15 protein-coding genes and 3 pseudogenes are annotated in these 24222 nt (G+C 58.2%); 10 read left to right on the top strand and 8 right to left on the bottom strand.

Going from position 1 to position 24222, the window contains the following annotated elements:
- Positions 1-214 (top strand): annotated as a pseudogene (locus ACED18_RS20170) (IS3 family transposase); the annotation flags it as partial.
- A gap of 1185 nt (positions 215-1399) precedes the next feature.
- On the opposite strand, the pseudogene ACED18_RS20175 reads toward ACED18_RS20170, so the two are convergent.
- The 5 genes and pseudogenes from ACED18_RS20175 to ACED18_RS20195 all read right to left on the bottom strand — a co-directional run.
- Positions 1400-1570 (bottom strand): annotated as a pseudogene (locus ACED18_RS20175) (DUF6538 domain-containing protein); the annotation flags it as partial.
- Between the two features lie 675 nt (positions 1571-2245).
- Positions 2246-2998 carry a GntR family transcriptional regulator gene (locus ACED18_RS20180; RefSeq protein WP_377295400.1) on the bottom strand — a complete coding sequence of 251 codons (753 nt, stop codon included), beginning with the start codon at positions 2996-2998 and terminating at the stop codon, positions 2246-2248.
- 144 nt (positions 2999-3142) lie between these two features.
- Positions 3143-4273, bottom strand: a complete 1131-nt coding sequence (locus ACED18_RS20185; protein WP_377295401.1) for a sugar phosphate isomerase/epimerase family protein — start codon at positions 4271-4273, stop codon at positions 3143-3145.
- A gap of 79 nt (positions 4274-4352) precedes the next feature.
- A complete protein-coding gene (locus ACED18_RS20190; RefSeq protein ID WP_377295402.1) occupies positions 4353-5225 on the bottom strand; it encodes an amino acid ABC transporter permease in 873 nt (290 codons plus the stop codon).
- Between the two features lie 3 nt (positions 5226-5228).
- Positions 5229-6161, bottom strand: a complete 933-nt coding sequence (locus ACED18_RS20195) for an ABC transporter substrate-binding protein (protein ID WP_377295416.1) — start codon at positions 6159-6161, stop codon at positions 5229-5231.
- A gap of 628 nt (positions 6162-6789) precedes the next feature.
- Between ACED18_RS20195 and ACED18_RS20200 the strand changes: the two genes are divergently transcribed.
- The 9 genes and pseudogenes from ACED18_RS20200 to ACED18_RS20240 all read left to right on the top strand — a co-directional run bounded on the left by ACED18_RS20200 (position 6790) and on the right by ACED18_RS20240 (position 18685).
- Positions 6790-7905, top strand: a complete 1116-nt coding sequence (locus ACED18_RS20200) for an ABC transporter ATP-binding protein (RefSeq protein ID WP_377295403.1) — start codon at positions 6790-6792, stop codon at positions 7903-7905.
- Positions 7906-7928: 23 nt separating this feature from the next.
- Positions 7929-8969, top strand: a complete 1041-nt coding sequence (locus ACED18_RS20205) for an extracellular solute-binding protein (protein ID WP_377295417.1) — start codon at positions 7929-7931, stop codon at positions 8967-8969.
- 10 nt (positions 8970-8979) lie between these two features.
- A complete protein-coding gene (locus ACED18_RS20210) occupies positions 8980-9807 on the top strand; it encodes an ABC transporter permease (RefSeq protein WP_377295404.1) in 828 nt (275 codons plus the stop codon).
- On the top strand, positions 9800-10621 hold the full coding sequence (locus tag ACED18_RS20215) for an ABC transporter permease (protein WP_377295405.1): 822 nt from the start codon (positions 9800-9802) through the stop codon (positions 10619-10621). The genes ACED18_RS20210 and ACED18_RS20215 overlap by 8 nt, the downstream gene beginning before the upstream one ends.
- Positions 10622-10653: 32 nt before the next feature.
- Positions 10654-12078, top strand: a complete 1425-nt coding sequence (locus ACED18_RS20220) for a M24 family metallopeptidase (RefSeq protein ID WP_377295406.1) — start codon at positions 10654-10656, stop codon at positions 12076-12078.
- Between the two features lies 1 nt (position 12079).
- Positions 12080-12742, top strand: a complete 663-nt coding sequence (locus ACED18_RS20225; protein ID WP_377295407.1) for a flavin reductase family protein — start codon at positions 12080-12082, stop codon at positions 12740-12742.
- Positions 12739-13556, top strand: a pseudogene (locus tag ACED18_RS20230) (bifunctional allantoicase/(S)-ureidoglycine aminohydrolase). Before ACED18_RS20225 ends, ACED18_RS20230 begins: the two are co-directional and overlap by 4 nt.
- A 1146-nt stretch (positions 13557-14702) precedes the next feature.
- Positions 14703-16799: an ATP-dependent endonuclease gene (locus ACED18_RS20235; RefSeq protein ID WP_377295408.1), complete on the top strand. Its 2097-nt coding sequence runs from the start codon at positions 14703-14705 to the stop codon at positions 16797-16799.
- Positions 16799-18685, top strand: coding sequence for a UvrD-helicase domain-containing protein (locus tag ACED18_RS20240; protein WP_377295409.1), 1887 nt, complete (start codon positions 16799-16801; stop codon positions 18683-18685). The genes ACED18_RS20235 and ACED18_RS20240 overlap by 1 nt, the downstream gene beginning before the upstream one ends.
- A gap of 120 nt (positions 18686-18805) precedes the next feature.
- Here ACED18_RS20240 and ACED18_RS20245 read toward each other — a convergent pair whose 3' ends face one another.
- The 3 genes from ACED18_RS20245 to ACED18_RS20255 are packed head-to-tail and all read right to left on the bottom strand — an operon-like array spanning position 18806 to position 24222.
- Positions 18806-19864 carry a phosphomethylpyrimidine synthase ThiC gene (locus ACED18_RS20245; RefSeq protein ID WP_377295410.1) on the bottom strand — a complete coding sequence of 353 codons (1059 nt, stop codon included), beginning with the start codon at positions 19862-19864 and terminating at the stop codon, positions 18806-18808.
- Positions 19861-21243, bottom strand: coding sequence for an SIR2 family protein (locus ACED18_RS20250; RefSeq protein ID WP_377295411.1), 1383 nt, complete (start codon positions 21241-21243; stop codon positions 19861-19863). The genes ACED18_RS20245 and ACED18_RS20250 overlap by 4 nt, the downstream gene beginning before the upstream one ends.
- 15 nt (positions 21244-21258) lie before the next feature.
- A complete protein-coding gene (locus ACED18_RS20255) occupies positions 21259-24222 on the bottom strand; it encodes a type I restriction endonuclease subunit R (protein WP_377295412.1) in 2964 nt (987 codons plus the stop codon).

Consider the following 24222-nt stretch of genomic DNA (forward strand, 5'->3'; position numbering starts at 1 on the left):
TGCTCTCGCCGAAACGATCAACGGTCTCTACAAGGCCGAGGTCATCCATCGGCGAGGACCGTGGCGAAACTTCGAAGCCGTGGAGTTCGCCACTTTGGAATGGGTCGACTGGTTTAACCACCGACGCCTTCTGGAGCCTATCAGCAACATACCGCCAGCCGAGGCAGAAGAACGATACTATGCCATGCTGGACGCGCCAGCCATGGCCGCATAACTTAAACCAAACGGTCTCCGGCAAAGCCGGGGCGGTTCAAAATCGTTCGTCGCACCGGGCACAGTCGTGGCCTCGTCAGGCGGGTGCTACGCGGTCAGCGCTCCAACGTGTTCCGCGTGCGAGAGAACTCGCTTGAAGTTTATCTCCCATGGCTCGATGCTCAATGGAGTGCCGGTCACCGCNGTGCTTCCTGATAGTGCCCGCTGTCAGTCCAACCTTGGCCTTTTCGCCCGTGACGGCTGCGGCGGCTCTCAGCTTCTCGCCCTCGGCCCGAAGCTCCGGTGCAGACATGGCACGCATGCGGTGGCTCTGGCCCCAGCGCGCCGGAATGTCGTTGAAGTGCTGGCGAAGCTTGCCGATGTGATACTGAGTGATCTGCCCAGAATGTTCGACGCGGTTTTCCTCGAGCACAGTCTTGAACAGACGGACGAGCGCCAGGACGTCGCGCGCCGTCGCTGGCTCCCATTCCGCTCCCATATTTGCGATCAATTTGTTGCATTCGCTCTCGAACGCAGCGAGGGCTACGACGGGTTGCGGATCGGCGGCGGGCTTCACTTCATTCGCCGGAGAGCTTGTATCGTCCGCCGCGATGACGGGTTCTGGCGAGGACACCGCTTCCTTGGTTTTTGGCTGCTCGGCTGCGTTGGGGACAAGCGTCAGTGCTGGACGGCCACCGCCGGTGAACTCGCTGAGGGTGCGGTCGGCAATGGGATGGCGATCGTCGACGTCGAGAAGGGCTTCCGCTTTGCCTTCGAAGAAGCGGGAAGCCGCTTTCTCACGGTTGATCGGATTGTCGTCGATGTCGAAGGCTTGCATCAGCTTGCGGATGCTGTTCTCGAAACTCGGCTGGATGGAGCGCTTGAGTTCGCTCCGATGGTTTGCCCGGATTGCCGGGATGTGGGAGGCCGGTACGCCGTTTTTCAGGAGATAGGTCGTACCGCTGCAATCGTCTTCCAGCGTCAGTTCGCGACGAAGCCCGAACTGGGCGAGCAGCTTGTAGGCCCAGCCCATTTCCAGATCGTGCTCGAGTTCCTCAATATCGTCGGCGCGGCCGTTGCGCTTGGCTGCGACGCTGACGTCCTCCAGGTGATCGAGCATCTCGTCTCGAACCTGAATGAAGAGCTTTTGTAGCTGTTCCCGTGTCGACATGCGTTCCCGTTCGACAAACCGCATCTCCGCGAGCCGGGTGTTCAGCCGGCGCGCAACCATCTGCGCCTTTCTATGATCGGAAACCTGAAGGCTGAGTGAAAGCCGGCTGCCACTCGGACAGGCGGTGAAGTGCGCCGGGATGCGCGGCCTCCAATAGAAGATGTTTCCGCGGCGGATGAGATTCTCGACCTCGTGGCGAACGGCCATGACGAAATGCCCTGTCGTTCCAGAGCCGACGCCTTCCCCCTCATTAGCACATGGGCATCACCTCTGGGCATCAGTTCTGGGCATCAGGTCGCCAATGATGCCAAAACGGGATCCGGCGCGGCTGGAAAACTGAAGGATAACAGGAATTTGGGAGAATTGGCTGGGGAACCTGGATTATCACATGATTTCAATGGCTTAGTGAGTATCCCTTAACAATCCCTGTATTTTCCTACCGCGAGCGACCGTGGATGCTACCTTTGTGCCCTGGCTTTGGGCATCAGTCAACAGGACGGGTTAGCGGCAATAATTTCCGTTTTGAGCGGGCGAAACCACCGGACGGATGATTATCGCAGCAGGGCTGCGTTGTGCCCCTTTTTTGAATCACAGGGAACCTTGGCTAGGACAGACAGCAGACATTCGGCGGATGCGACGCGACCGACCGTCGTGGAAATTATTTCCGCTTTACGACCCCTTAAGTCGTGTCAACGGAGCGCTGATAAGTTCTCAGAGAAAAGCACATCTTCTGACTTTTTGATGCTTTACCGTCGAATAGGCTGTGCTCTCCTCTGCCCAATCTACGAAAGCTACCGGGAGGGCGTTGTTATGCGACTGGGACTCGGTAACCCTAAGCTGGGTTTCAACTTCTCGGACCGTCGAACACTAAGAAAATCGTGCTCACGAAAAGTTCTCCAGCACCGCAAGGAATGTATGCCGATCGCCCTGTCCCTCGGTGAGCCGAACGCGCCCCTCGATGTCCGCGAGATGATGGTCCATTAACTGCTGCGCCTTGGCCAGGTCCTTGGCTTTCAGGGCGCTGACGATCAGGCGGTGATGATCCGCGCCGCAATCGTCTTTCCGCTCCTCCTCGTAAAGCGCCATGACAAGCGAGAGGCGGGCGACGATCTTCGACAGTATCTCCGTCAGGACGGCATTGCCGCCAAGCTCTGCCAGAACGACGTGGAACTTGCCTGACAGCACTGTCTTCGACTTCTCGTCGCCATGATGATGGATGTGCTCTTCCTCGTCGGCGAGCTTCTCTAGTGCATCGAGCTGATCGGCGGTCGCACGGTCGACAACCAGTTCGAGGATGACGTGCTCAAGCTTGCGGCGGGCATCGAACAGTGCTTTCGCCTCTTCGATGCCGGGCTCTGCGACGAAAGTCCCGCGGTTTTTCTTGCGTTCCAGCAGATGGTCGCTTTCCAGCACACCCAGCGCGCCGCGCACGACCGTACGGCTGACACCGAAATGGTCGGCGATGGCATCCTCGAGGATCTTGACGCCGGGTCTCAGCGCGCCTTCACCGATTGCTTTGGCAAGCGTGATGCGGATGCGTTCCGTAACGTCGTCGTTGGCGTTCTCGGTCGCATCCACCGGGCCCTTGGCCTTCGGCGCGGCCTTTGTGCCTTGACGTCGTGTTGTCCTCTTCATAACTGCTTCCACTTCAGTCCAAACGCCTGATTATTTTCATGATAATATTCCTGCGTAAATGCGCTTGGCTCCAAAAGTCGAGATCTTCCCTGTCTTTTGCAGAGCGCTGGCGAATAGAGCCGCCAGCGCACTGCCTCGAGCATGTCAGGCTGCCCGCTGCTTCGTGGCGGATGTCGGGAGCGCAATCCCGCTTGCTGCGCACACGTCTTCGATATGTCGGGCCGACGTTTTGATGAACACCAATGCTTCGCTGTAGCCATAGGACTGCTGTGCATAGGTCGGGTAGCCATACTGGCTGGCTTCATAGGTCTCCCAGTCCGGGATCTCGCTGGCGGCAACGCGTTTCTCGAAATCGTCCACCAGTGCCAGATAAGCCTCGAGTTCTTCCGTTGTCAGGTCCGGATGGCCGGCGCGCCAGATGGGGTCGTCGATCTCGATACACTGACGCGGATTGGCCTTGCGCGGCTTGTCCGCGACGGAGGCCGCAACCTCGAGGGAGAGGTTCAGCTCGGGATTGGCCTTGGCGAGGATAGGGATAATCGTCGCAAAATCAACAATTCCCCGACCGACCGGACGGGTCTGGAAATCGAGACCGCCTTCAGCATGGCCGACATAGGCATCCTTGATATGCGTCTGTCGCACATAGGGAGCGACGCGTTTTGCGGCAAACACCGGATGTTCTGCGCGCTGCAGGCCGTTGGCGGTGTCGAAAACGACACCCATGCAATCCTCGCCCACCTTTTCGATCAGTCGAAGAATTTCGAACGAGGTGATTTCGTCATGGGTCTCCATGTTGAGATGGACGCCATTGTCACGAGCCGCCGGTGCGAGCTTGAGCAGCACCTTTTCGATGGCCAGCAATTGCTCGTCCCAGGTGACATCAGTGCGGAAGCGATCATTGGCCAGCCGCCCGCGATATTCCGATTTGAAATTGCCTGGCGACACCCAGAGCTCGCGGCAGCCGATGGCCGCACTGGCTTCGATCATTCGGGTGAAGCCCAGGATCACGTCGCCATCGCCGATCGCTCGGAACTCGGGAGACTCGGAACTGCAATAGGGATTGATCTTGCCGACACCGGCTTCGAGATAAAGCCCAAGTTCGTCCGCCTTGGCGCGGATCTCGGCCAATGCGCCCTTGTCCAGAGTCTCGCTCATATCGAGGATTGTGCTGAAGAAGATGCCCCCAAGACCGAGGTCCTTGACGTGGTCGAGGCTTTTGATTGGTCCGCGCTTTTTGGCTTCGGGCAGTTTTTGTCCGTCGATGCCTAGTCTCATGATCTGCTCCTCGATGTTTCCTGGTCGGATGCGCTGCAATGGCGATCCTGGTTTCTTGACGGATTGAACGGGTAAGGTGTCAGGCGCGCCGGGGCGGGCCTTTCTGTGCGTTGGCGGTCCTGCCTTTCGGGGCGAGGCGCATTTCCAGAAAATGCTGGCCGATCGATGCCACGCTGGTGATGAGGAGGTACCAGAGCGAGGCAACGCACAGCAGCTCGATGACAAGGAAGTTGCGGGCGTAGATGGCCTGGGCCTGGGTCAGCAGGTCCTGCATGCCGATGACGGAGACGATGGCGCTCGCCTTCAGCATGCCGATCGCTTGGTTGCCGGTCGGCGGCACGATCAGCCGGATAGCCTGGGGCAGGACGACTGTTCGAAGGGTCTGGAGTGGGCGCAAGCCCAGTGACGAAGCCGCCTCGCGCTGGCCACCATCAACGGCGGTCAATCCGCCGCGGACGATCTCGCTCATGTTCGCGGCTTCATGCAAGCCAAGCGCCAGGAAGCCTGCAAGCGCTGGGGTGACGAGCTCGTTGATCGAGATCTGATAATCTCCGACGCCGACCATCGGGATGAACAACGCGATGTTGAACCAGAAGAAGATCTGGACGATCAGCGGAACGCCGCGGAACCACCAGACGAAGGCGACGGCGATTGCTTTGAAGACGATGTTCTGGCTTGTCGCCATCATGGCAACGATGCAACCGACGACAATGCCGAACACCATCGCGCCTGCGGTTAATTGCAAGGTCAGGACAACGCCGTCGAGGATCACCGGATCGACCATGTAACGGGGGATCTCACCCCATTGGACGCTCTGGTTTCCAGCGATCATCGTGATCATGAGCACGACCGCGAGGATCGCGACGGCGCCTGATGTGATCTGCCCCCACCGGATCGGCGTGCCGACCGGCGGGGCGATGGCCATGCTGACGGGGTGAGCAAAAAACGCCATGGCTCAGTTCACCGGCATGCTGGCGGCGTCGTTGAACTTGACGGTCGCCACGGCGAGCGGACCAAGCCCCCATTTCTCCATGATCGCCTTGTAGGCACCGCTGTCCACCATATGCTGCAATGAGGCGATGACCGCGTCCCGCAGGTCCGGATTGTCCTTCGACGTCAGCATGCCGAGATAACCCACGGCGAGGCGGACCTCGGGTAGCGCCTGCAAGCCGACTCCCTTGCCGGTCTGGTTTTCCGTTGTGTACACGCTCGTCGCGTAACCGTTGACGGTAGCATCGGCGCGGCCGGTGCGAACAGCCTGCAGGACGTCGGGCATTTTCGGGATCGACATGATCGACATCGGTGTTGCGCATTTCGCCGATGCGGCTTCCACCAGGCGCGCCTGGAACGTGCCGACCGGCACGGCGACCTTCTTGCCGCAGAGGTCTTCCATGCCCTTGATGCCGAGCGGGTTTCCCTTGATGGTCATGATCGTCGTCGCGTCGAACATGTAGTCGATGACATCGACCTGCTTTTCCAGCTCCACATCGTCGTTGATGCCGGAAATGGTCATGTCGAAACGCTTGGAGAGCACGGCCGGCACGATTGCGGCGCCGGCGCCGACATTGGTCATTTGCACGTCGATGCCGAGGATGACGCCCAGGGCTGCTGCAATATCGGCATCGATCCCGATCAGCTTCCCGTCCTCTGCCTGGAAGCTGATCGGCGGCGTCAGGTCGGTCGCCACCTTCAGGATCTTCTTGTCCTTAATGGCAGAGGGCAGGCGGTCCGCCAGTGTCTGTTCGAAGGCGACGCCAGGCAATTTGGCGACATCTGCATCCGGCACCATCTTCATAGTAGTACCTTCTGCGGCGTGTGCTGAAGTCGAAAGCAGTGCGAATGCGATGCCGGCCAGGCCGCCTTTAAGACTTTTTTTGAAGCTGCGCATGTGATCCCCTTGTCGCCTTTTTTGTCGACGTGAATTTACGCATTCTTCGATGCAAGCGGCGTGCCATTCTGATCGGAGTTTTGTTAGAGGACTGTTTTTAAACAAGTATTTTCCACCTTGGAGAATTTTCAATCCTCCGCACAAACATTCGCATGAAGTTCCGAAAGATTCTGATTAGAGAATCAGCTCCGGCATCAGTCACGGTTTTCGAACTGGTGATCGATTGCCTAAGTTTTTGCTTTGTCTCGATATTTCTCTGACTTTCAGGTGTTGGGGATCGTGATATCCGGCGATTTAAACCGAAACAACCACCAAGAGATCCCAATCCAAGCCGGGAATGCTGCTCAATATATAATCTTCATCTACGAATTTTGCACATTTTTTATATTCGTCAAAAATTAATTTTCAACATTATAAAAATTTTTCGAAACTATAGAAAGCTAATTTAAGTTTGTAATTTCCGTGTGTTACCTATTCTGTTTGGTTCGAGATCGCAAACTGGCACAACGCTTGCAACTCCCTTTCCATGACCCACACTAAACTCAACACCGTCGAACGACCGCATCTCTTCTTGGTGCCGCCAAGCACCGAGCGCTTTGACGTTACGGCGCAATCGGAGGGGATATCCATGGCAGAGACCTCGAAGGCTACAGAGGGGAAGCGGCTTAGCGTCCGGGGTTTGACCCATAGCTATGGTGGGCAGAACGCGATCAGCGACATCTCTTTCGACATCGAGGCCGGCGAGATCGTCGCGCTTCTGGGGCCGAGTGGCTGTGGCAAGTCGACAGTCTTGCGCGCCATCGCGGGGCTCATCCATCCGAAGAGCGGGGCCATCCAGCTCGGCGGGCAGGAGCTCGCCAATGTATCCGCACGGTCGCGCGGCATCGGCATGGTGTTCCAGAACTACGCCCTGTTCCCGCATCTGACAGTGGCAGAGAACATCGCCTATCCGCTCGCCTGCCAGCACATGCCGCGCGCTGAGCGCAGGGACCGCGTGGAGGAAATGCTGTCGCTCGTGCAGTTGAAGAGTTTTGGCAATCGGTTGCCGCGCGAACTTTCCGGCGGCCAGCAGCAGCGTGTCGCGGTTGCCCGCGCCATTGCCGGCCGGCCCTCGCTTCTTCTGCTCGACGAGCCGTTCGGGGCGCTTGACCGCGCGCTCCGCTTCGACCTGCAGGTCGAACTCCTGCATTTGCAGAAGACCCTTGGCATCACGACCCTGATCGTCACGCATGATCAGGAAGAGGCGCAAAGCCTTGCAGGCCGGCTTGTGCTGATGAACAAGGGCAATGTCGAGCAGATCGACACGCCAATGGCCGTCTATGACCGGCCGAAGACACTGTTCGTCAATACCTTCATCGGCCAGGCCAATGTGCTGCATGGAACAGTGGAGCGACTGGACGCAGACGCAACCATCCTTGCGCTCGCCGATGGCAAGGCGGTCGTTCTGCCCCGCCGCCTGAACTTCACGCTCGGCTCCAAGGTCACCATCACCTGCCGTCCGGAAGACGTCCGCTTGTCCACGGCTCCGAGTGACAGGTCATTGCCTGCTCGGCTCACGGTGTCCGTGCCGCTTGGGCCGACGCTCGTCCATGATCTTCTTCTCGAGGACGGCACGGGCCTGCGCGCGTCTCAGGTCCGTGGACCTTCCACCTTCATTCCCGAGCCTGGAGCCCAGCTCTTTGCCGAGATTGACACCATGAGGTGTCACGCCTTTCCGAGCGAACCGGAAGCATCCCGTGAATGAACAACGACAACAGAGGTGAACAGATGCAGGATTTCAACATCACACGACGCCATTTCGGACTGCTCGCCGCCGGTGCGGCCGCAGCCGCAACACTGCCCTTCGCAGCCCGTGCCGCTGGTGGCACGGCCGTCGCCGCGACCTTCCCCGGCAACTGGGAAGATGCCTATCGCACGACGTTGACGCCGCTCGTCAAGGAAGCGGGTTTCGACCTCACGGTCGCGCCTGCCATGGCACAGGACCAGCTTGCCAAGGTCATGGCGAGCCCCGGCAACCCGCCCTATGACACGCTGCTGATGTCGCCCGGCCAGATGGCCATCGCCGTCGAGAATGACCTGATCCAGAAGATCGATCCGTCGAAGCTGAAGAACTGGAGCCTGCTCGATCCGGCCTTCCAGGGCGAATACGGCCCGACCGTCACCGTCGAGGTGAATGGCATCGCCTACAATCCGGATCTGGTGCCGGCACCAAAGGGCTATCGCGACCTGTTCGAAAATCCCGCCTACCAGGGCCTTGTGTCGTGGACGGGTTTTGCCTCCAACACAGGCGTCATGGCCTATTCAGAGATCGCCAAGATCTTCGGCTCCGGCCCGACCGACATGGATGCCGTGTTCAAGCTGTTCAAGGAGCACCCGGAGCATCTGAAGGGTGTCGTTGCCAGCACCAACCACCAGATGACCCTGTTCCAGCAGGGCGAAATCGCTGTCTTCATGTGTTCGACGGGCAATGTTGCAAAGCTGAAGGCCCTGGGCCTGAAGGCCGAGTTCGTCCAGCCGGAAACCGGCTCTCCGGCAGCCCCGGTCAACATCCACCTGACCAAGGGCGCCAAGAACCCGGATGCGGCCTATGCCTATATGGACGCCGCCATCTCCAAGGCGGCGCAGGACAAGCTGAAAATGCCGCCGACCGAGATGTTCCCGACCAACAAGCAAGTCGAGCTGACGCCCGGCATCGAGGCCTATGTGACGCGCGAACAGCTCGCCTCGCTGGTCTATCCGGACTGGGCGGCGATCAACAAGAACCGTGCTGAATGGATCCGCCAGTTCGACGCTCTCGTCGCCGGTTGAGGGGCACACAATGAAAGCGAGCGGCTTCCCATACGTTCTTCCGATGCTCCTGCTGTCGGTGGCGTTCTTTGCGACGCCGCTCGCCGTTCTCGTCGGATTCAGCTTCATCGGCCCCGACGGTCTGTCCCTTCACAACTACGCACGCTTCCTAGGCGATGCATTCAACTACCGCGTGCTGGTCAATACTGCCACGCTCGGTGTCCAGACGATTGCCAGCACGACTTTGCTCGGTATTCCGATTGCACTTCTCTACTGGCACAGTGGCAAGACGGCGCGGCAGATCATCATTTTTCTGACGCTCATCCCGATGCTGACCAGCAATGTCGTGCGCACCTTCGCCTGGATCGTCATCCTCGGGCGACAGGGCCCGATCAGCGAAGCCTTCGTCGCGCTCGGACTGGCCGAGCGTCCGTTCACGCTGATGTCCACCGAACTCGGCCTCGTTTTGGCCATGTGCCAGATCGACCTGCCGCTGATCATCCTGCCGCTGATCGCCATCCTGTCGCGCACCCCGGTCCAGTTCACCGAGGCAGCCCAGGTCTCGGGTGCTGGACCTTGGAGGATCCTGGTGACCGTTCTCTTGCCGATGATGTTGCCGGGCCTGCTGGCGGGCTGGATTCTCGTTTTTGCCAGCACGAGCGCCTCCTTCGTCACCCAGGCCGTCATCGGTGGTGCGCGCAATGTCTATGTGCCGCAGCTCATTTACCGCGAGGTCGGCACGCTGTTCGACTGGCCGATGGCCTCGGCAATTGCCGTTGTCCTGCTTCTGTCGACAGGCATCCTGCTCGTCGCCATGACCATGATTTCCCGCCACAGGAGGCTTGTCGGCCATGCGTAGTCGTCGTGACAATCCGTTGCCGGTCTTTCTCTACAAGGCGTTCGTCTTCGGCTTCGGTACTCTCAGCTTGCTCTACCTCGTGGCGCCAATTGTCATTGCGATCACCATGTCGTTTACGGCGGGCCAGACGCTCAAATACCCGCCGGAGGGATTTTCGCTCCGCTGGTACGAGGCGCTCCTCGATCCCGTCCGCTCCGGAACCGAACATATCGCAGCCGGCAATTCGCTGAAGATCGCAGCCCTTGCGGTGCTCGGATCACTGCTGTTTGCCGTTCCGGCCACCATCGGCATGGCGCGGATGCGTCGCAGCACGGTCAATGCGCTGGAGCCGTTTCTTCTGGCGCCACTTGTCCTGCCGAGCCTCGTCTATGGTCTTGCGGCGCTGATCGTGGCGAACTTCGTCGGTTTCCAACCGTCGCTCTGGCTCACGGTAATAGGCCATATCGTCGTTTTCGGGCCGCTGATGTATCGGGCCGCATCGGTCGTCGCGCAAGGCATCAACCCGTCGCTGGCGGAAGCCTCCACCGTGATGGGCGCGACCTGGTACACAACGCTCCGGCGGGTGATCCTGCCGCTCCTGGCGCCCGGTATTCTTGCCGGTGCCTTCCTCGTATTCATCCAGTCGCTCGACAACGTCTCCGTCTCGCTCTTCCTCGCAGACGCGCAGACGACCGTTCTGCCGCTTCGGATGTTCGCGCTGATCGAGGAGTCGCTCGATGTCCGGGTGGCGGCGATGTCCGGCATCCTGATCGGGCTGACCCTGGTGGTGATGCTGGTTGCCCGAAGGGTGCTGGCCCCCTCCAGGCCTGCCTGATCCATAGAACAATACTTCTGGAAGGAACTCCCATGAACATTCGCCCCGCCAAGGCAGGCGCCTATCGCATCGGATCGCTGCTTGCCGATTTTCAGCCGAATTTCGATTTTGCAGCACCCTTGCCGCTGCCGGTCGAAGAGTTCGAGGACCGTCTCCGGCGCATCCGCCGTCAGGCTGTCGAGGCCGGCCATGACGCACTGCTCGTGCACACGGGAGGCGTCGGCTGGTTCCACACGTCCAACCACTACCTGCGCTACATTTGCGACTGGATGCGCGAAGGCGTGCTGATCATCCCGACCGACAGCGACAAGCCGTTGACGCTTTTGTCCTTCTTCACCCAATCCGTATTGCTGCCGCCGGGCGGCGAGCCGGTTCTCGTCGAGGACATCTGGCAGATCGGCCCGATCGGCCGTGAATATGCCGACCGTCCTGGCGACAGCGTCATCAAGACGGCGGAGAAATGCGCCGAACTTCTGGCCGGCATGGGCCTGGCGAAGGCGCAGATTGGTCGTATCGGCGACCGCACATCACTGACCTTCTGGGCAGGACTCGACGAGCTGATGCCCAAGAGCAAGTTCGTCGCCGACAATGCCATTCTCGACCGGATGCAGAAAGTTCGCTCGCCGCGCGAAATCGAGATGTTCCGGGCCGCAGCCCAGCTTGTGGGCATTGCCACGCAGGCGGCCTACCACGTGGCGAAGCCCGGTGTGACGGACCACGAGATCTACGCCGCCTTCACGCAAGCACAACTCTCCTTCGGCGGCGAGACCGGCGACGGTTACCAGATCGGCATCAACGAGTTCGGCACCCATTGCGGCAAGCCATACGGCCATGTCGTCCGCCCGGGCGATCTCATCAATCTATACGTTTCCAACATCACCTATCGGGGCTACACGGCCCAGACGGCCCGCATGATTGCCGTCGGCGAGATCACCAAGCGGCAGGAAGAAGTGCTGGCGGCCTGTACCGAGGGCGTCAAACGCGCCGAAAAGCTGATCCGGCCTGGCGCGCTGATGCGCGATGTCAACAATGCCGCCTTCGAACCGATGATCGAGCGCGGCATGCTGTCCTCGCCGGAAGCCCGCACCATGCCTTACAACTGGGCGCCGATGGATGATGGCAGCGCGCGGCTAATCCCGCGCCAATACGTCAAGAACATCGACTGGGAGGCCCAGGGCCGCACGCTGATGCATGTCTACCCAGCAACCCACGGGCCGCATAATCCCAATCTCGGCCATTCGGTCGGCATGGCGGGCGGGCAGAACAGCTTCAACATTTCCTCGCACAATTGCGACCGAATGGAGGAGGGCATGGTGTTCGTGCTGCACACGCAGTGGCTCGAGCCACTGTCGGCCGGCTGCAATGTCGGCGACATGTATGTCGTCACAAAGGACGGATTCGAGAACCTCTCCCGCCATACACCGCTTGAAACACACCGCATCGCAGCCGAGGCCTGACATGACCGAGCACACCCATTTCGACTTCGCCAAGCTCAATGAGCGTGAACGTTACAAACTCCTCATCGGCACCGTGATCCCGCGCCCGATCGCCCTAGTGACGACAGTGAGCAAGGATGGGCACCCTAATGCTGGGCCCTTCAGCTTCTTCAACGTCCTAACCCATGATCCGGCGATCGTCGCAATCGGCGTCGAGAACTATTCCGACATGCGCTTCAAGGATACCGCCCGCAATATCCGGGAGACCGGCGAATTCACCGTGCACATCTGCGATAATGCGCTGGTCGACCAGATGGAAATCTGTGCCATCAAGTTCGGCCCCGAGGTCGACGAGATGGAAGAGGCGGGTCTTGCGACCTTTCCCGGCCAGATGGTGAAAAGCCCCCGCATTCTGGCCGCGCCCGCCGCTCTGGAATGCCGCCGCCACACGACCCTTCAGGTTGGCCCGGCCCGCGAGATCATTCTGGGCGAAGTGCTCGGCGTCTATGTCCGCAGCGATGCGGTCAACCCGTCGAACCTGCATATCGACCAGCAGCTCATGGATGCCGTCGGACGCATGGGCGGACACACCTACACGAGGACGCGTGATCAGTTCGATATCAAGACGCTGACGCCGCAGGAATGGGAGAGCCGGAAAGCGGCTGAAACCTTGCCACGAGAATGAGCAGCAATCCGTATTTCTCGCAGGTTGGTGGCCTTCCGCCGCAGACCCAGACCCTCTCCAGCAAGGCCGTCTTCAAGACAGCCTATGCGGTGATCCCGAAGACGGTGATGAGCGACATCGTCACCAGCGTCCTGCCGCATTAGGAGGAAACAAGGGGGTGGATCATCGCGCGACCACTGAGCGGCTTTGCCGAGACCTTCGCCCGGTACATCATGGAGGTGAAGCCCGATGGCGGCAGCGTTAGGCCCGAGCCTGATGCACGGGCCTCGACTGCGATCTTCGTGGTCGAAGGCGAGGGCAAGATCACCAATGACGGCCGCGACTATCCGCTGCGCACCGGGTCGTTCGCCTATCTGCCCGCGGGCGCAAAATCGGTCTTGCGCAACGAAAGTGCTGTACCGATCCAGTTTCATTGGGTCCGCAAGGCGTTCAAAGTCGTGGACGGCCTGGAGCTGCCTCCGGCCATCGTCAGCCACGAAGATGATTGCGTGATGCACGCTATGCCCGATACCGAGGGGCGCTGGGCAGCCACCCGCTTCATCGATCCGTCCGACATACGCTACGAAATGCATCTCAACATCGTCACTTTGAGCCCGGCGCCATCATTCCCTTCATGGAAACGCACGTCATGGAGCACGGGCTCTATGTGCTCGAGGGCAAGGCCGTCTATCGGTTGAATGAGGGCTGGGTGGAAGTCGAGGCTGGCGATTACATGTGGTTGCGCGCCTTCTGCCCCCAGGCGTGCTGCGCCGGAGGTCCGGGGCGCTTCCGCTACCTTCTCTATAAGGACGTCAATCGTCATCCGGATTTGTGAGGGAGCCGGGCATCAGGTGACAAAGAGAAGGGTACGTGTGTTCCTGACAAACTGCGTGGGAACGAACATGACAGAGCCGATCCATCACAGGTTACTCGAATGCTCGGTTGTTGTCCTGGACACTACAAGAGCGGACATTTTTCCTTCCTAGCCTATTCGATATTTGATCGCGGGGTCCCCAGCCAATTTTCCTAGCCACTTTCTAAAACGGTGGATGGCGCAAGGAACTGCTGCCGAAATCGCTCAACTTATTGAGAAGACGCCACTTTTCGGTACGGGAAATATTCGCCAGTTTGGAGCGAGAAATCGGTCACAAACGACTTTCCTGGAAGACCTGGATTCTCACATGATTTCAATGACTTAGTGTAAAATTCTCGAAATTCCCTCTGTTTTCCCATCGTGAGCGACCGTGGATGCCATCCTTGTGCCCTGACTTTGGGCATCAGTCAACAGGGCGGGCCAGCGGCAATAATTTCCGCTTGCGGACCTCAATTTTTGCGGTGAGACGGCCATAAAGTGCCCGGCACTTTATGGCTTCATTTCAGCCGTTCGAGGCGGCGACTTACATCCCGAAACCTTTCCTTGCCAGGTTTCGCCGTCATTGTCTCGACTTCGCGTCGCCGCCCCTTGATGTGCTGCCTGGGTTCGGGTCAGGGCAGAAGGCGCTCTTGGGCGAAAGGTCCAGGCTCGCGGATCCACCGACATTGATTGGTTCACGACCCCTCTTCGGACTTGATGCAGTTGCCATGCGGCAGTGCTGTCAGGCGGCTTCCGGCCCTTCGCGTCCGGGCCATGCGCGCCGCTGAGCTAAGCACGTTCGTCAACTCAGAGCCGCCTCCGGATTTTCGCCGCGCTGGTGTTCGAGCTCCAAAAGGGTTCGGCCTATCATCGGCGCTGTGCCGTACCCTCACTCAGAGCGCGGAAGCGACGCGCCCTCAAGTCTGTGGTTCGCACCGTTCACTGGAGCTTCTGAAAGCGCCGTAGCTTCACAGATATTGCCACGTCCGTAGCGCGGACAAAATAGGCCCTGACTAAGCCGAGGGATTGACAGTCCAAGCAACGAAAGAGTTTGCCCGATCATCCGACTCCCCCGCCAGTTCGAGTTGTATCCCCCTTCAATTGCATGCCACTGCTTTAGGTGGTTGTATGGAATCGCTGACGTCAACTGAGTTCGCTGAGGGTCTTATGCATATTGAGAGTTTGAGGCTTCGGAATTTCCGTTGCTTTGGAGATGAAGCGCAGACCATTTCATTCGATCCTGCACTCACCGCGGTAGTCGGCGCAAACGGGGCCGGAAAGACGGCGATAATTGCCGCCCTACAGAAGCTGTTTGCAACCCGTGCGGAAGACCGTCGTTTGACGCGTGAGGACGTCCATTTCGGCCCAGATGAAACACCTGGTACGGTCGAGGATGCTAATGCAAGCTCGGAATACGAGCTTGACGATCGGTCGGGCGAGCTTGGCCTGCCGGATGATCAGATTCGATCCGTCGACAGGAGAGAGATTGAGATCGAAGTCATACTGGCATTTCCCGAACTGAGCGATGGAATTGATGAGGACAAGGCGGATTCAGTGCCCGAAATCTTTCGGGCGATGTCATCATCCGGCCCCGGCCAACCTCTCAAAGCAAGGATTCGATTGGAGGCGCGTTGGATCTACGGCATGGACGAGGACGATATTAGCTCGCAAATGTTCTGGATCACCAGCCTGGATGACGTGCCGTTCGGAGAACGTGACATTGCCAAGCTTCCCTTCTCTGCTAACGATCGCCGGCGCTTCCAGATCCGATACCTTCCCGCGACACGAGACAGTAATGCGATACTGAAGCTCGCTCTTCGAGAAATGCTCAACTGGCTTGAACGTCATGGGGACTGGGAAGGCGGTCGAGCGTCGATGGCCAAGCAGTGGGAAACCCTGCAGAACATGTTTGACGCCATGCCCGCCATCAAAAAGATCAGCGAAGAACTTTCAATAAACTGGGGCCGGCTTTTTGAAGGTCGTCACCTTCGATCTCCTCGCTTAACTGTCCTCGCTCGGGAGCTTCAGCGGGCGCTTCGCGAGCTTTCATTAACGCTCGGACCGGGACCTGGTGGGCGACACAGGTCTGTGCAAGAACTTAGCGAGGGGCAAGCATCACTGTTCTACATCGCGATCGTTGTGACGCTTTTCAAGCTTGATGACGAACTTACCCGCATGAAGCCAGAGGGATTCCTCGCCGTTGAAGTCGCGCGGCCCTGGCTCACGGTTATTGCGCTTGAGGAACCTGAAAACCACTTGGCACCTTTCTACCTCTCGCGAATGGTCAACCTGATGCGGGAGCAGGCACAGAGCGAATCCGTCATGGCGATTCTTACGACGCATTCAGCCAGCGCTTTGCGTAGGGTGGATCCCAACCAGGTGCGCTATGTACGTCAGGATCCACTCACGCTTACGTCTCGCGTGAAGGAGATTCCATTGCCTGGAGCCGACTCTGACGCCAGAAAATTTATCCAGGAAGCGGTCGCGAGCCATCCCGAACTCTATTTTGCCCGCTTGGTGATACTGGGCGAGGGGCGCTCTGAAGAAATTGTGCTACCACGACTCGCGCGATCACTCGATCCCGAGATGGATCTGGATCCAGCTTTTGTTGCCTTCGTTCCACTGGGAGGCAGACATGTCAATCATTTCTGGCGTTTGCTGGACGGTCTAAAGATCCCTTATGTAACCCTTCTTGACTACGATCTCGGACGTTCAGGAGCTGGGCCGAGGCGATTGAAATACGCGGCAGACCAGCTCGAGAAGATCGGTGTGAATGCACCGCCACTTCCTCGCCCCCGAAAAGCTGGGGAATGGGACTCTCTTACAGGGATCGAAGTTGGTTTCTGGATGTCATGGCTTCGCTTCAACAATGTCTTCTACTCGAGCCAACTCGACCTAGACATGATGATGATCAAATCTTACCCGGACAGCTATGGTAAGGTCGCGTCGATTGATACGCCGGATGACGCCGACAGCTACAAGAAATCCGTTTTCGGCAAAGATGGTTCTGGCCTGGACGCCTATCAGGCTGCGGATCGCTTCTCTGCCTTAGAACTGGCGCAGTATGACGCCTTGTTCAAGTCGAACAGTAAGCCGGTCTCCCACGTCGAGGCTCTATCGAATATCTCTAGTGATAAGATGAAAGCCGATTGCCCCGAGCCGCTAGTAGCCATGTTTGGACGTTGCCAAGATCTGCTTTCTCCATACATCCGGGGAGATTTCTAGTGTCGATTATCGAGCGAGCCCGATGGCATCCGGGAAATGGTATCAACCTAGACTCTGCAGCCCTGGACGTTGTTAAGAGTGATAAAAGCGCAGCCATTGTTGCAGGTCCCGGTGCGGGAAAGACTGAGCTTCTGGCACAACGCGCCAGCTATCTTCTCGAAACGAACACCTGCAAGGCACCCCGAAGGATTCTCGCGATCAGCTTCAAGCGTGATGCCGCAAAAAACCTGAAGGACCGTGTGACTGCACGGGCGGGTGAAGATCTTGGGCTGCGTCTGGAGAGCTACACCTTCGACGCCTTTGCCAAGAGCATCGTCGACCGATTCCGTTCGGCGCTTCCGGAATGGTGCCGGCCGGAGCGGAACTATGAAGTAATAATGCCACGTTGGCAGGACTGGGATGATTTCGCTGGCCGCCTTCGACGAGATGCCAATATCTCAATAAGCGCAACGGGGCTCGAGCGTGGTCACGCGACACTAACCGCCGAAGCGGGACCGCTGCCGCTCAATCCCAAGAAAGATGATTTCTCTAATCAAGCGGGCCTTCATTACTGGGCAGCGCGTCTGAGAAGGGACCGAACCCACCAGCTAACGTTCGGAATGATTTCCACCCTGGCAATGACGATCCTGGCTCATAATCCTAATGTGCAGTCTGCACTGCGTCTGACCTATTCTCATTTGTTTCTCGACGAATTCCAGGACACGACCGGACTGCAGTATGCGTTGCTGAAGCAAGCTTTCCTGGGATCTGACGCGGTGATCACGGCCGTCGGTGACAGCAAGCAGCGAATCATGACTTTTGCAGGAGCCAGATCCGGCATCTTCCAGGAATTTGCACAAGATTTTAGCGCGGATGTCATCGCTCTGACCGCGAATTTCAGGTCAAATCCAAGGATTGTTGCGATCGTAAATGCGATGGCAACTGACATAGAACCTGACGCAGTCCCGGTAACTTCTGCACGCGGTGAAGCTGACGTTCCACGCCTCACAGATGGCGCAATTCATTTCCCGAACGCAAGGGAAGAGGCCACTGCTATCGCCAAGTCCATCGCAGCGGCGGTCGGTTCCGGCCGGTACAAACCTGAGGACTTCATGCTTCTCGCGCGGCAAAGAGCAGACAAGCTGGAGGAAAAACTTGCGTTCGCCTTTGTCGAAGAAGGCCTCACGCTTCGCAACGAAGCGCGATCCCTAGGAGAAATTCAAATCCAGGAACTGATGACCGAGCCGCTACCAGATGTTGTGATCTGTGCGCTCCAGATGGCAATCGATGACCGGAGTGGCGCTCCGTTCCATAGGCTGCGCAACATGATCGGTCCGATCTTTGGTAACCAGGACGACAGGCCGGCTGCCGAACTAAAGGTGGAGCAGAAAATCAGAGAGGCAGTTAAGCTCGCTAGAGCCGCTACGGCCAACGCTCCGTCAGGCACCACGGCCGAGAGCGTTGCAACGGCCATCTTCGATTCCCTCGAGACGACTACGCTTTCACAACTGGCGCCAGATTATTCAAATCCTGCTAGGTTCGCCGCCATACACTCCGCAACCATCAAGTTTCTGCAGGAGTGTGCAGACTTGGCAGAGACTTGGCAGGAGGCGATCACGCAGTTCCAGGGCAGAAATCAAGTAAAGCTCATGACTGTTCATAAGAGCAAGGGGCTAGAGGCGCACACAGTATTCTTTCTTCATCTTCAGAACGACGGATTTTTCTCAAGTGCGGACATGGATGAGGAAGCCTTGGCCTTTTTCGTGGCAGCTTCTCGCGCTCGAGATCGCTTTTTTGTAACGACGACGAGCCATGAAATCGGCCGGGTCGCGCGGCTATGGGAGATGGTGACGGCCGCGGAAATTCCTGAACTTGAGGCCAGTGCGCTTGATCGACTCGTGGACTGACAAGCGGTAGTGGGTGCCCACCGAGCAGAACGTAATAGCGGCACCTGAAACACATTGGTAGGCGATGCGACTGCCTAATCGCAAATGTTGCGCGGACGTATTGAGGAAATAATTTCCGCCTTACACTGCGTAAAGCGGACATTTGGCGGCGCATCGATTGCACCCTTTGCTAACCTTTCCATCGACGCAGGTGCGTGTGGCAGCGCGCCGCTCAGTTATTGCCAGATCTTCATCGATCGCTCCGAGCATCTCTATGTCGATCACGTGGGCGGCTATAGCCGCAGCCCTAACTGCTTCGATTGTCGAGGGAATTGTCGGGATATTCCCCGTGTGTTCTTCTCGGGTGACGGCAGCCAATATGTGAGCGGCGCCTTTCAAGCCCATGAGTGTAGCTCCAATGGCGGACGAAACATGATCTTGCCCTACGGCAACGTCTGTGGGGATTGGTCCTAAGGGCATAATTGGGACACCACTTGATGAAAGTGCGTCCGCGATTAACGCAATCGAACTGGGCCGCGCATGACCAGGCGACTCGATGATGACCCCAACCCCTTCACGCTTTATCTGTTGGGCTAGTTCGAGCTGTAGTCTGATCTCGGACATCTGTGCAGCATCGGCGCTATCGAAGATGTTGGCAGACCGGAACGAAGCTCCAAGGCTGATCGTGGTTTTATACTTCAGGCAGATAGCAATGATGTCAGGCAATATGCGCACATAAACGTTTTCCCGGCGTCGCGAGACCGCAAGGTCTTTGATGACAATGCCTCCGCCTCTGGAAGTAAATGGCACTAATCGAGACTGTGCCTGAGTAATGATTTTCTGGGTAGGGGTAGGATGAATGGTGATGATGCCAACCCCACCTTCGGCCTGTTCCCTGACTCGATCTAGTAGTTCTAGTTCGTCAATGCCCTGTTGACGAGGTTCGACCGTGTAAATCGGTAACGTCGCAGCGAAGTACCCAAAATCTAGTATTGCTTTCCAAATGGAAGGGTTGTTTTGGACAATGCTCAAATCGGAAACGATCTGGCATGGCGCGGCTGTTGCACGCAATGCCTCGAGTTTGCGAAGCTGGTCAGAAACGTTGCGACGATGGCTGGCACCGATCAACGCGTTGACGCGTGTTGGCTTTCCGGGACCAACGTCTAATGCAGCACCATCTGGACGAAAAACAAGCGTCACCAACTTTTCCACTGAGGCATTTTTGCTAACACAAGGTCGATTATTTCTGCAGGCTGCATCGGAGTTCCGCTGTCTGTGGAGCTTAGGTACTCGTGGTCATCTGGAAGGAGTTTCCGGATATGCGCGATCTGGGCCAGACCAGCAGACGAACCCGCGCTGTTTTCTGCGCACAGCAAGATGTTGCACCCGAGATCAGCAGCAAGCTCGACCTCGGCCCGAGTTCCCATTCCTCCGTCGAAGGCTAAGACGGTATTAGCCGATCGAAGCATCTCAGCCCGCCATTCCTTGAGGCGAGGCAAGAGTTCGGGATCATTTGAGAGAGCGGGAACTTGTGCATAAGGATTGGGAAAGTACCGAATCCGCTCTCGGAAATCGATCCTATCCTTGGCTGCCTGATCTACAAACGCCTGTATAAAGCTCCTGCTTGCGCCTGTGGACTGTCCATCAAACAAGACAACTGAAACATCGGTTCGCTTGGCTAGCTCTCTGCCGACTTCTTCAGCCAATTTGCTGTTTGCGGTATGACCACCGGTAACATACATCGTTGGGCCTCTGGACCTGAGTGCAATGCTATCCAAAGCATCCGCGTACTCATCGAAGTTGTTTACGATGGCGCAGTCAATTCCTATTCGCCGCAGGTCCATGGCCCACTGTTGTTGCCTTTGAATGGCATCTGGAGCTTTGCTCGGGTCAGCCTTCCGTTGAAGCATGTAACGCTGTTTCGGCACCTTGTGCGCCAGCCTTCGCGCCTCGACCAAAATGCTTGCTATGTTAGGATCACCATAGCCGTAGCCTGCGAACAGAAATGTTTTTCGCTGAAGATCGCTTCTCAGTCGCTCCGCCATCAGTGGATGTTTCACGAAATAATCTTCGAAATCTTCACGCGTAATGACGAGCTCATCCGCAGAGGAGCGATTTATGCATCCGTGCGCCTTAATAATCTCGCGTCGCCCCGGTTCATGGTGGTGCGCTATGTCTGTGTCTCTCGAATGGACAACAGGAGCGCCAACCGGGTAGGCCGTTTCCAAAAGATCGTCGTAGTTAGTAGTCCAGACCAAATCGATCGCGCTCCGGGCGAGCGACTGATGGTAGTGATTTGGTTTTGACTTCGACTGTTTGATTGCGGTTTGTATTCTAGCGAACAACGAAGTGCGAGATCCAGCAGACATGTTGACGATATATTGGGCGATCCCTGGAAGGTCGTCATCCTCCGTGATCTGCAGCCCCATAGGTTCCGCTAACGGACGCAACAGATCCATCCAGTTCGGAAGCTTTGAAGGAGTGGAGATGCCCGCGCCGACAAACGCGGCAGCATTTCCGGTGAATGCCGCCTTACTTATTTCTTCAACAAGCGTTTCTGTTGATATCGTCGGATTCATCAAATGCCTTTCCGCTCAGTAATATTCCCGAATGTAACCATAGGCTCGCTCGAATAGCTCTTGATCCTGGTGAAGCTTGTAACGGAACAGCGTCTGCCGCAAAGCCTTTCGCACCTCGCGCTCGCCAGCGTGCGTTACCTGCCATCCATCAAAGCGGACTGCCCGCACGATCTCGTCGATGTCATCCACGACCCGTTTGACCATTACAGGCGTATCGCCGTTTCGGGCGTCTTCGAAGAGCTCCGTCAATGCCGCCTTTCCGCGATCAAGCTCCTCCTCCTCGGGCGTCTCTCGCTCGGTTTGCACGACCTCGCGTGCCAGCGTCAGAAGCTCTTTCAGGAAGTCGATCGACAACAGAAGTCCCTGCTGGTGTCGATTCCTCAGGTCTTCCAAGCGCTCACCCAACGCCTTGAACTTCGGATTTCCTGAATGCTTCCGAAGGCGACCTGCCAACTTGACCGCGATTTCCTTGGCCTTCCTTTCGGGATCAGGATTGCCAAGCACAGTTTCAAGCAATTCGGCATCTAGGACCAGAGTATCGAGATCGTCGCGGACCGCGTCCACATGCACATTTTCATGTATCAGCTCGATGGTCTTGGCGCCCAGTCGATGCCAGAGCAACCGGCCGGTTCCGCTCGACGGCTTCAAGGATTCGTAGACCTGTCCCAGCCACCGGTAGTCACCTTCGTATTTTGAAAGGACTGGATCAGGTGACAGTGCTTCCCAAATGCGAGCCAACACACTGAAGTCCGCTGCAAAAGCGTCACGGAGTTCATTATTGGGGATGCAGTCCTGCGCAGCGATCAGGCCCTCGTAGCCGGTTAAACTGCGGTCCACGCCCGCGAAATAGGCAAGACACTTCTGCAGGGCGGCCGGCAGGGCGTTGATCAGTTCGGCGATGTTCGACACCGCCTTTTGAACGCCTTCCTCGTCGAACTTCAATGCCTGCGCCACATCGTCGAAGATGCCGAGGTAGTCGACGATCAGGCCATGCGTCTTCTGCTCGCCATAGGGGCGGTTCGTACGGCAAATCGCCTGCAAGAGCGTGTGGTCGCGAAGCGGCTTGTCCAGATACATCGTCTGGAGGATAGGCGCATCGAAGCCGGTGAGCAGCTTCGAGGTTACAATAATGATCTTCAACGGGTCCTTCGGATCGCGGAAGCGGTCGAGCAGCTTTTCCTCGGCATCCCGGTCGCGCTTGTAGGGCGCATATTCCGGCTCACCGCTGTTGACGGAGATGACAACGTCAGAAACCTCGGGCGGCAGGAGCTTGTCCAGCTCCTGTTTGTAAAGCAGACAGCTCTCGCGGTCGAAGGTCACCACCTGCGCCCCGAAGCCATTCGGGGAGACCTTCTCATGGAAGTGCTTGGCGATGTCGGCGCAGATAGCGCGGATGCGCTCGGGAGCCTTGACCAGGATCGACATCTTAGCAGCCGCCTTGCCAAGCCGATCCCGGTCCTCGTCGGTGAGGCCCTGCGTTAGTTCGGCATAGGCTTCCTCGATGGCCTTCTGGTCGATGTGCAGATCTACCAATCGCGGCTCGAAATGCAGCTCCTTCGTTGCCCCGTCGCGGATTGAATCGTTCAGGCCATAGCGGCTCATGTAGCCGCCTTCATCTGTGTCGGCACCGAAGGCGTAGAAGGTGTTCTTGTCGGCGCGGTTGATGGGCGTGCCGGTCAGGCCGAACAGGAACGCGTTCGGCAGCGCCTCGCGCATCTTGCGACCAAGATCGCCTTCCTGGGTGCGGTGCGCCTCGTCCACCAGCACGATGATGTTATCGCGGTCGTTCATCACGCCGTCGGCCTCGGCGAACTTATGGATCGTCGTGATCACCACCTTGCGAGCATCCTTGCCCAACAGATCGGCCAGCTCTTTTCTGCTTTCAGTGCGAACCATGTTCGGCATGTCGGCCGCATAGAAGGTGCCGGAAATCTGGCTGTCGAGGTCGATCCGGTCTACCACGATCAGCACCGTGGGGTTCTTCAGCGCCGGGTGCAGCCGCAGCTTGCGCGCGGCGAACAGCATCAGCAACGATTTGCCCGACCCCTGGAAGTGCCAGATCAGCCCCTTGCGCGGCTGGCCCGCCACGACCCGCGCGACGATCTTGTTGACGCCGTCCACCTGCTGATAGCGGGCGATGATCTTGATGCGGTGCTTGCCCTTCTGGGTGGCGAAGGCGGTGAAGCTGTCGAGCATATCCAGCACCATCGCCGGGCGCAGCATCGAGGCGGCGGCCTTTTCCACCGCGCCCATCGTCTGCGGCCCGTCACCGTCGCGCCAAGGGCCCCACATATCCACCGGCATCCGGACCGAGCCGTAGCGAAACTCCTTGCCCTCGGTCGCAACTGAGAAGACGTTGGGCACGAACAGCTCCGGCACGTTCCGCTCATAGTCGTCATGCACCTGCAAGGCGGCGTCGAGCCAGCTTTGGCTGGACCGCACCGGCGTCTTGGCCTCGATCAGCACCAGCGGAATGCCGTTGACCAGCAGCACCAGATCGGCGCGCTTTTCCGTCTTGCCCGCGCGGATGGTGAACTGCTGGGTGACGACAAAGCTGTTCTTCTCGATATCATCGAAGTCGATCAGGCGGATGGTGACGTGTTCGCCATTCGCGCCGAAGGGCATCGAACGTTCGCCCAGTGCCCAAGCGGCAAATTCCTCGTTCGCCTTCACGAGGCCATCCGACCGCGCACCCATGACGATGGCGCGCAGGCGGTAGAGCACGTCATCGGCCCGGCCGGGGTTCGCGGCGATGTCGGGGTTCAGGCGGATCAGGGCGTCGCGCAGATGGGCTTCGACCAGCACCTCTTGCGGCTGGCGGGGAAGGTCGGCCGGGGCGACGTAATGCCAGCCGAGGCCCGCGATCCTGCCGCCCGTGCGGGCGAGGCCGATGGAGAGTTGCGTCGGGCGGGCCGAGGCCGCGCCCGCGAGAAGGTCGCGCAGATGCGCTTCGACGGTGTTGGACTCGTTGAACGCCAT

It is taken from the genome of Rhizobium sp. SG2393, assembly GCF_042610495.1.
Lineage (GTDB): Bacteria > Pseudomonadota > Alphaproteobacteria > Rhizobiales > Rhizobiaceae > RU20A.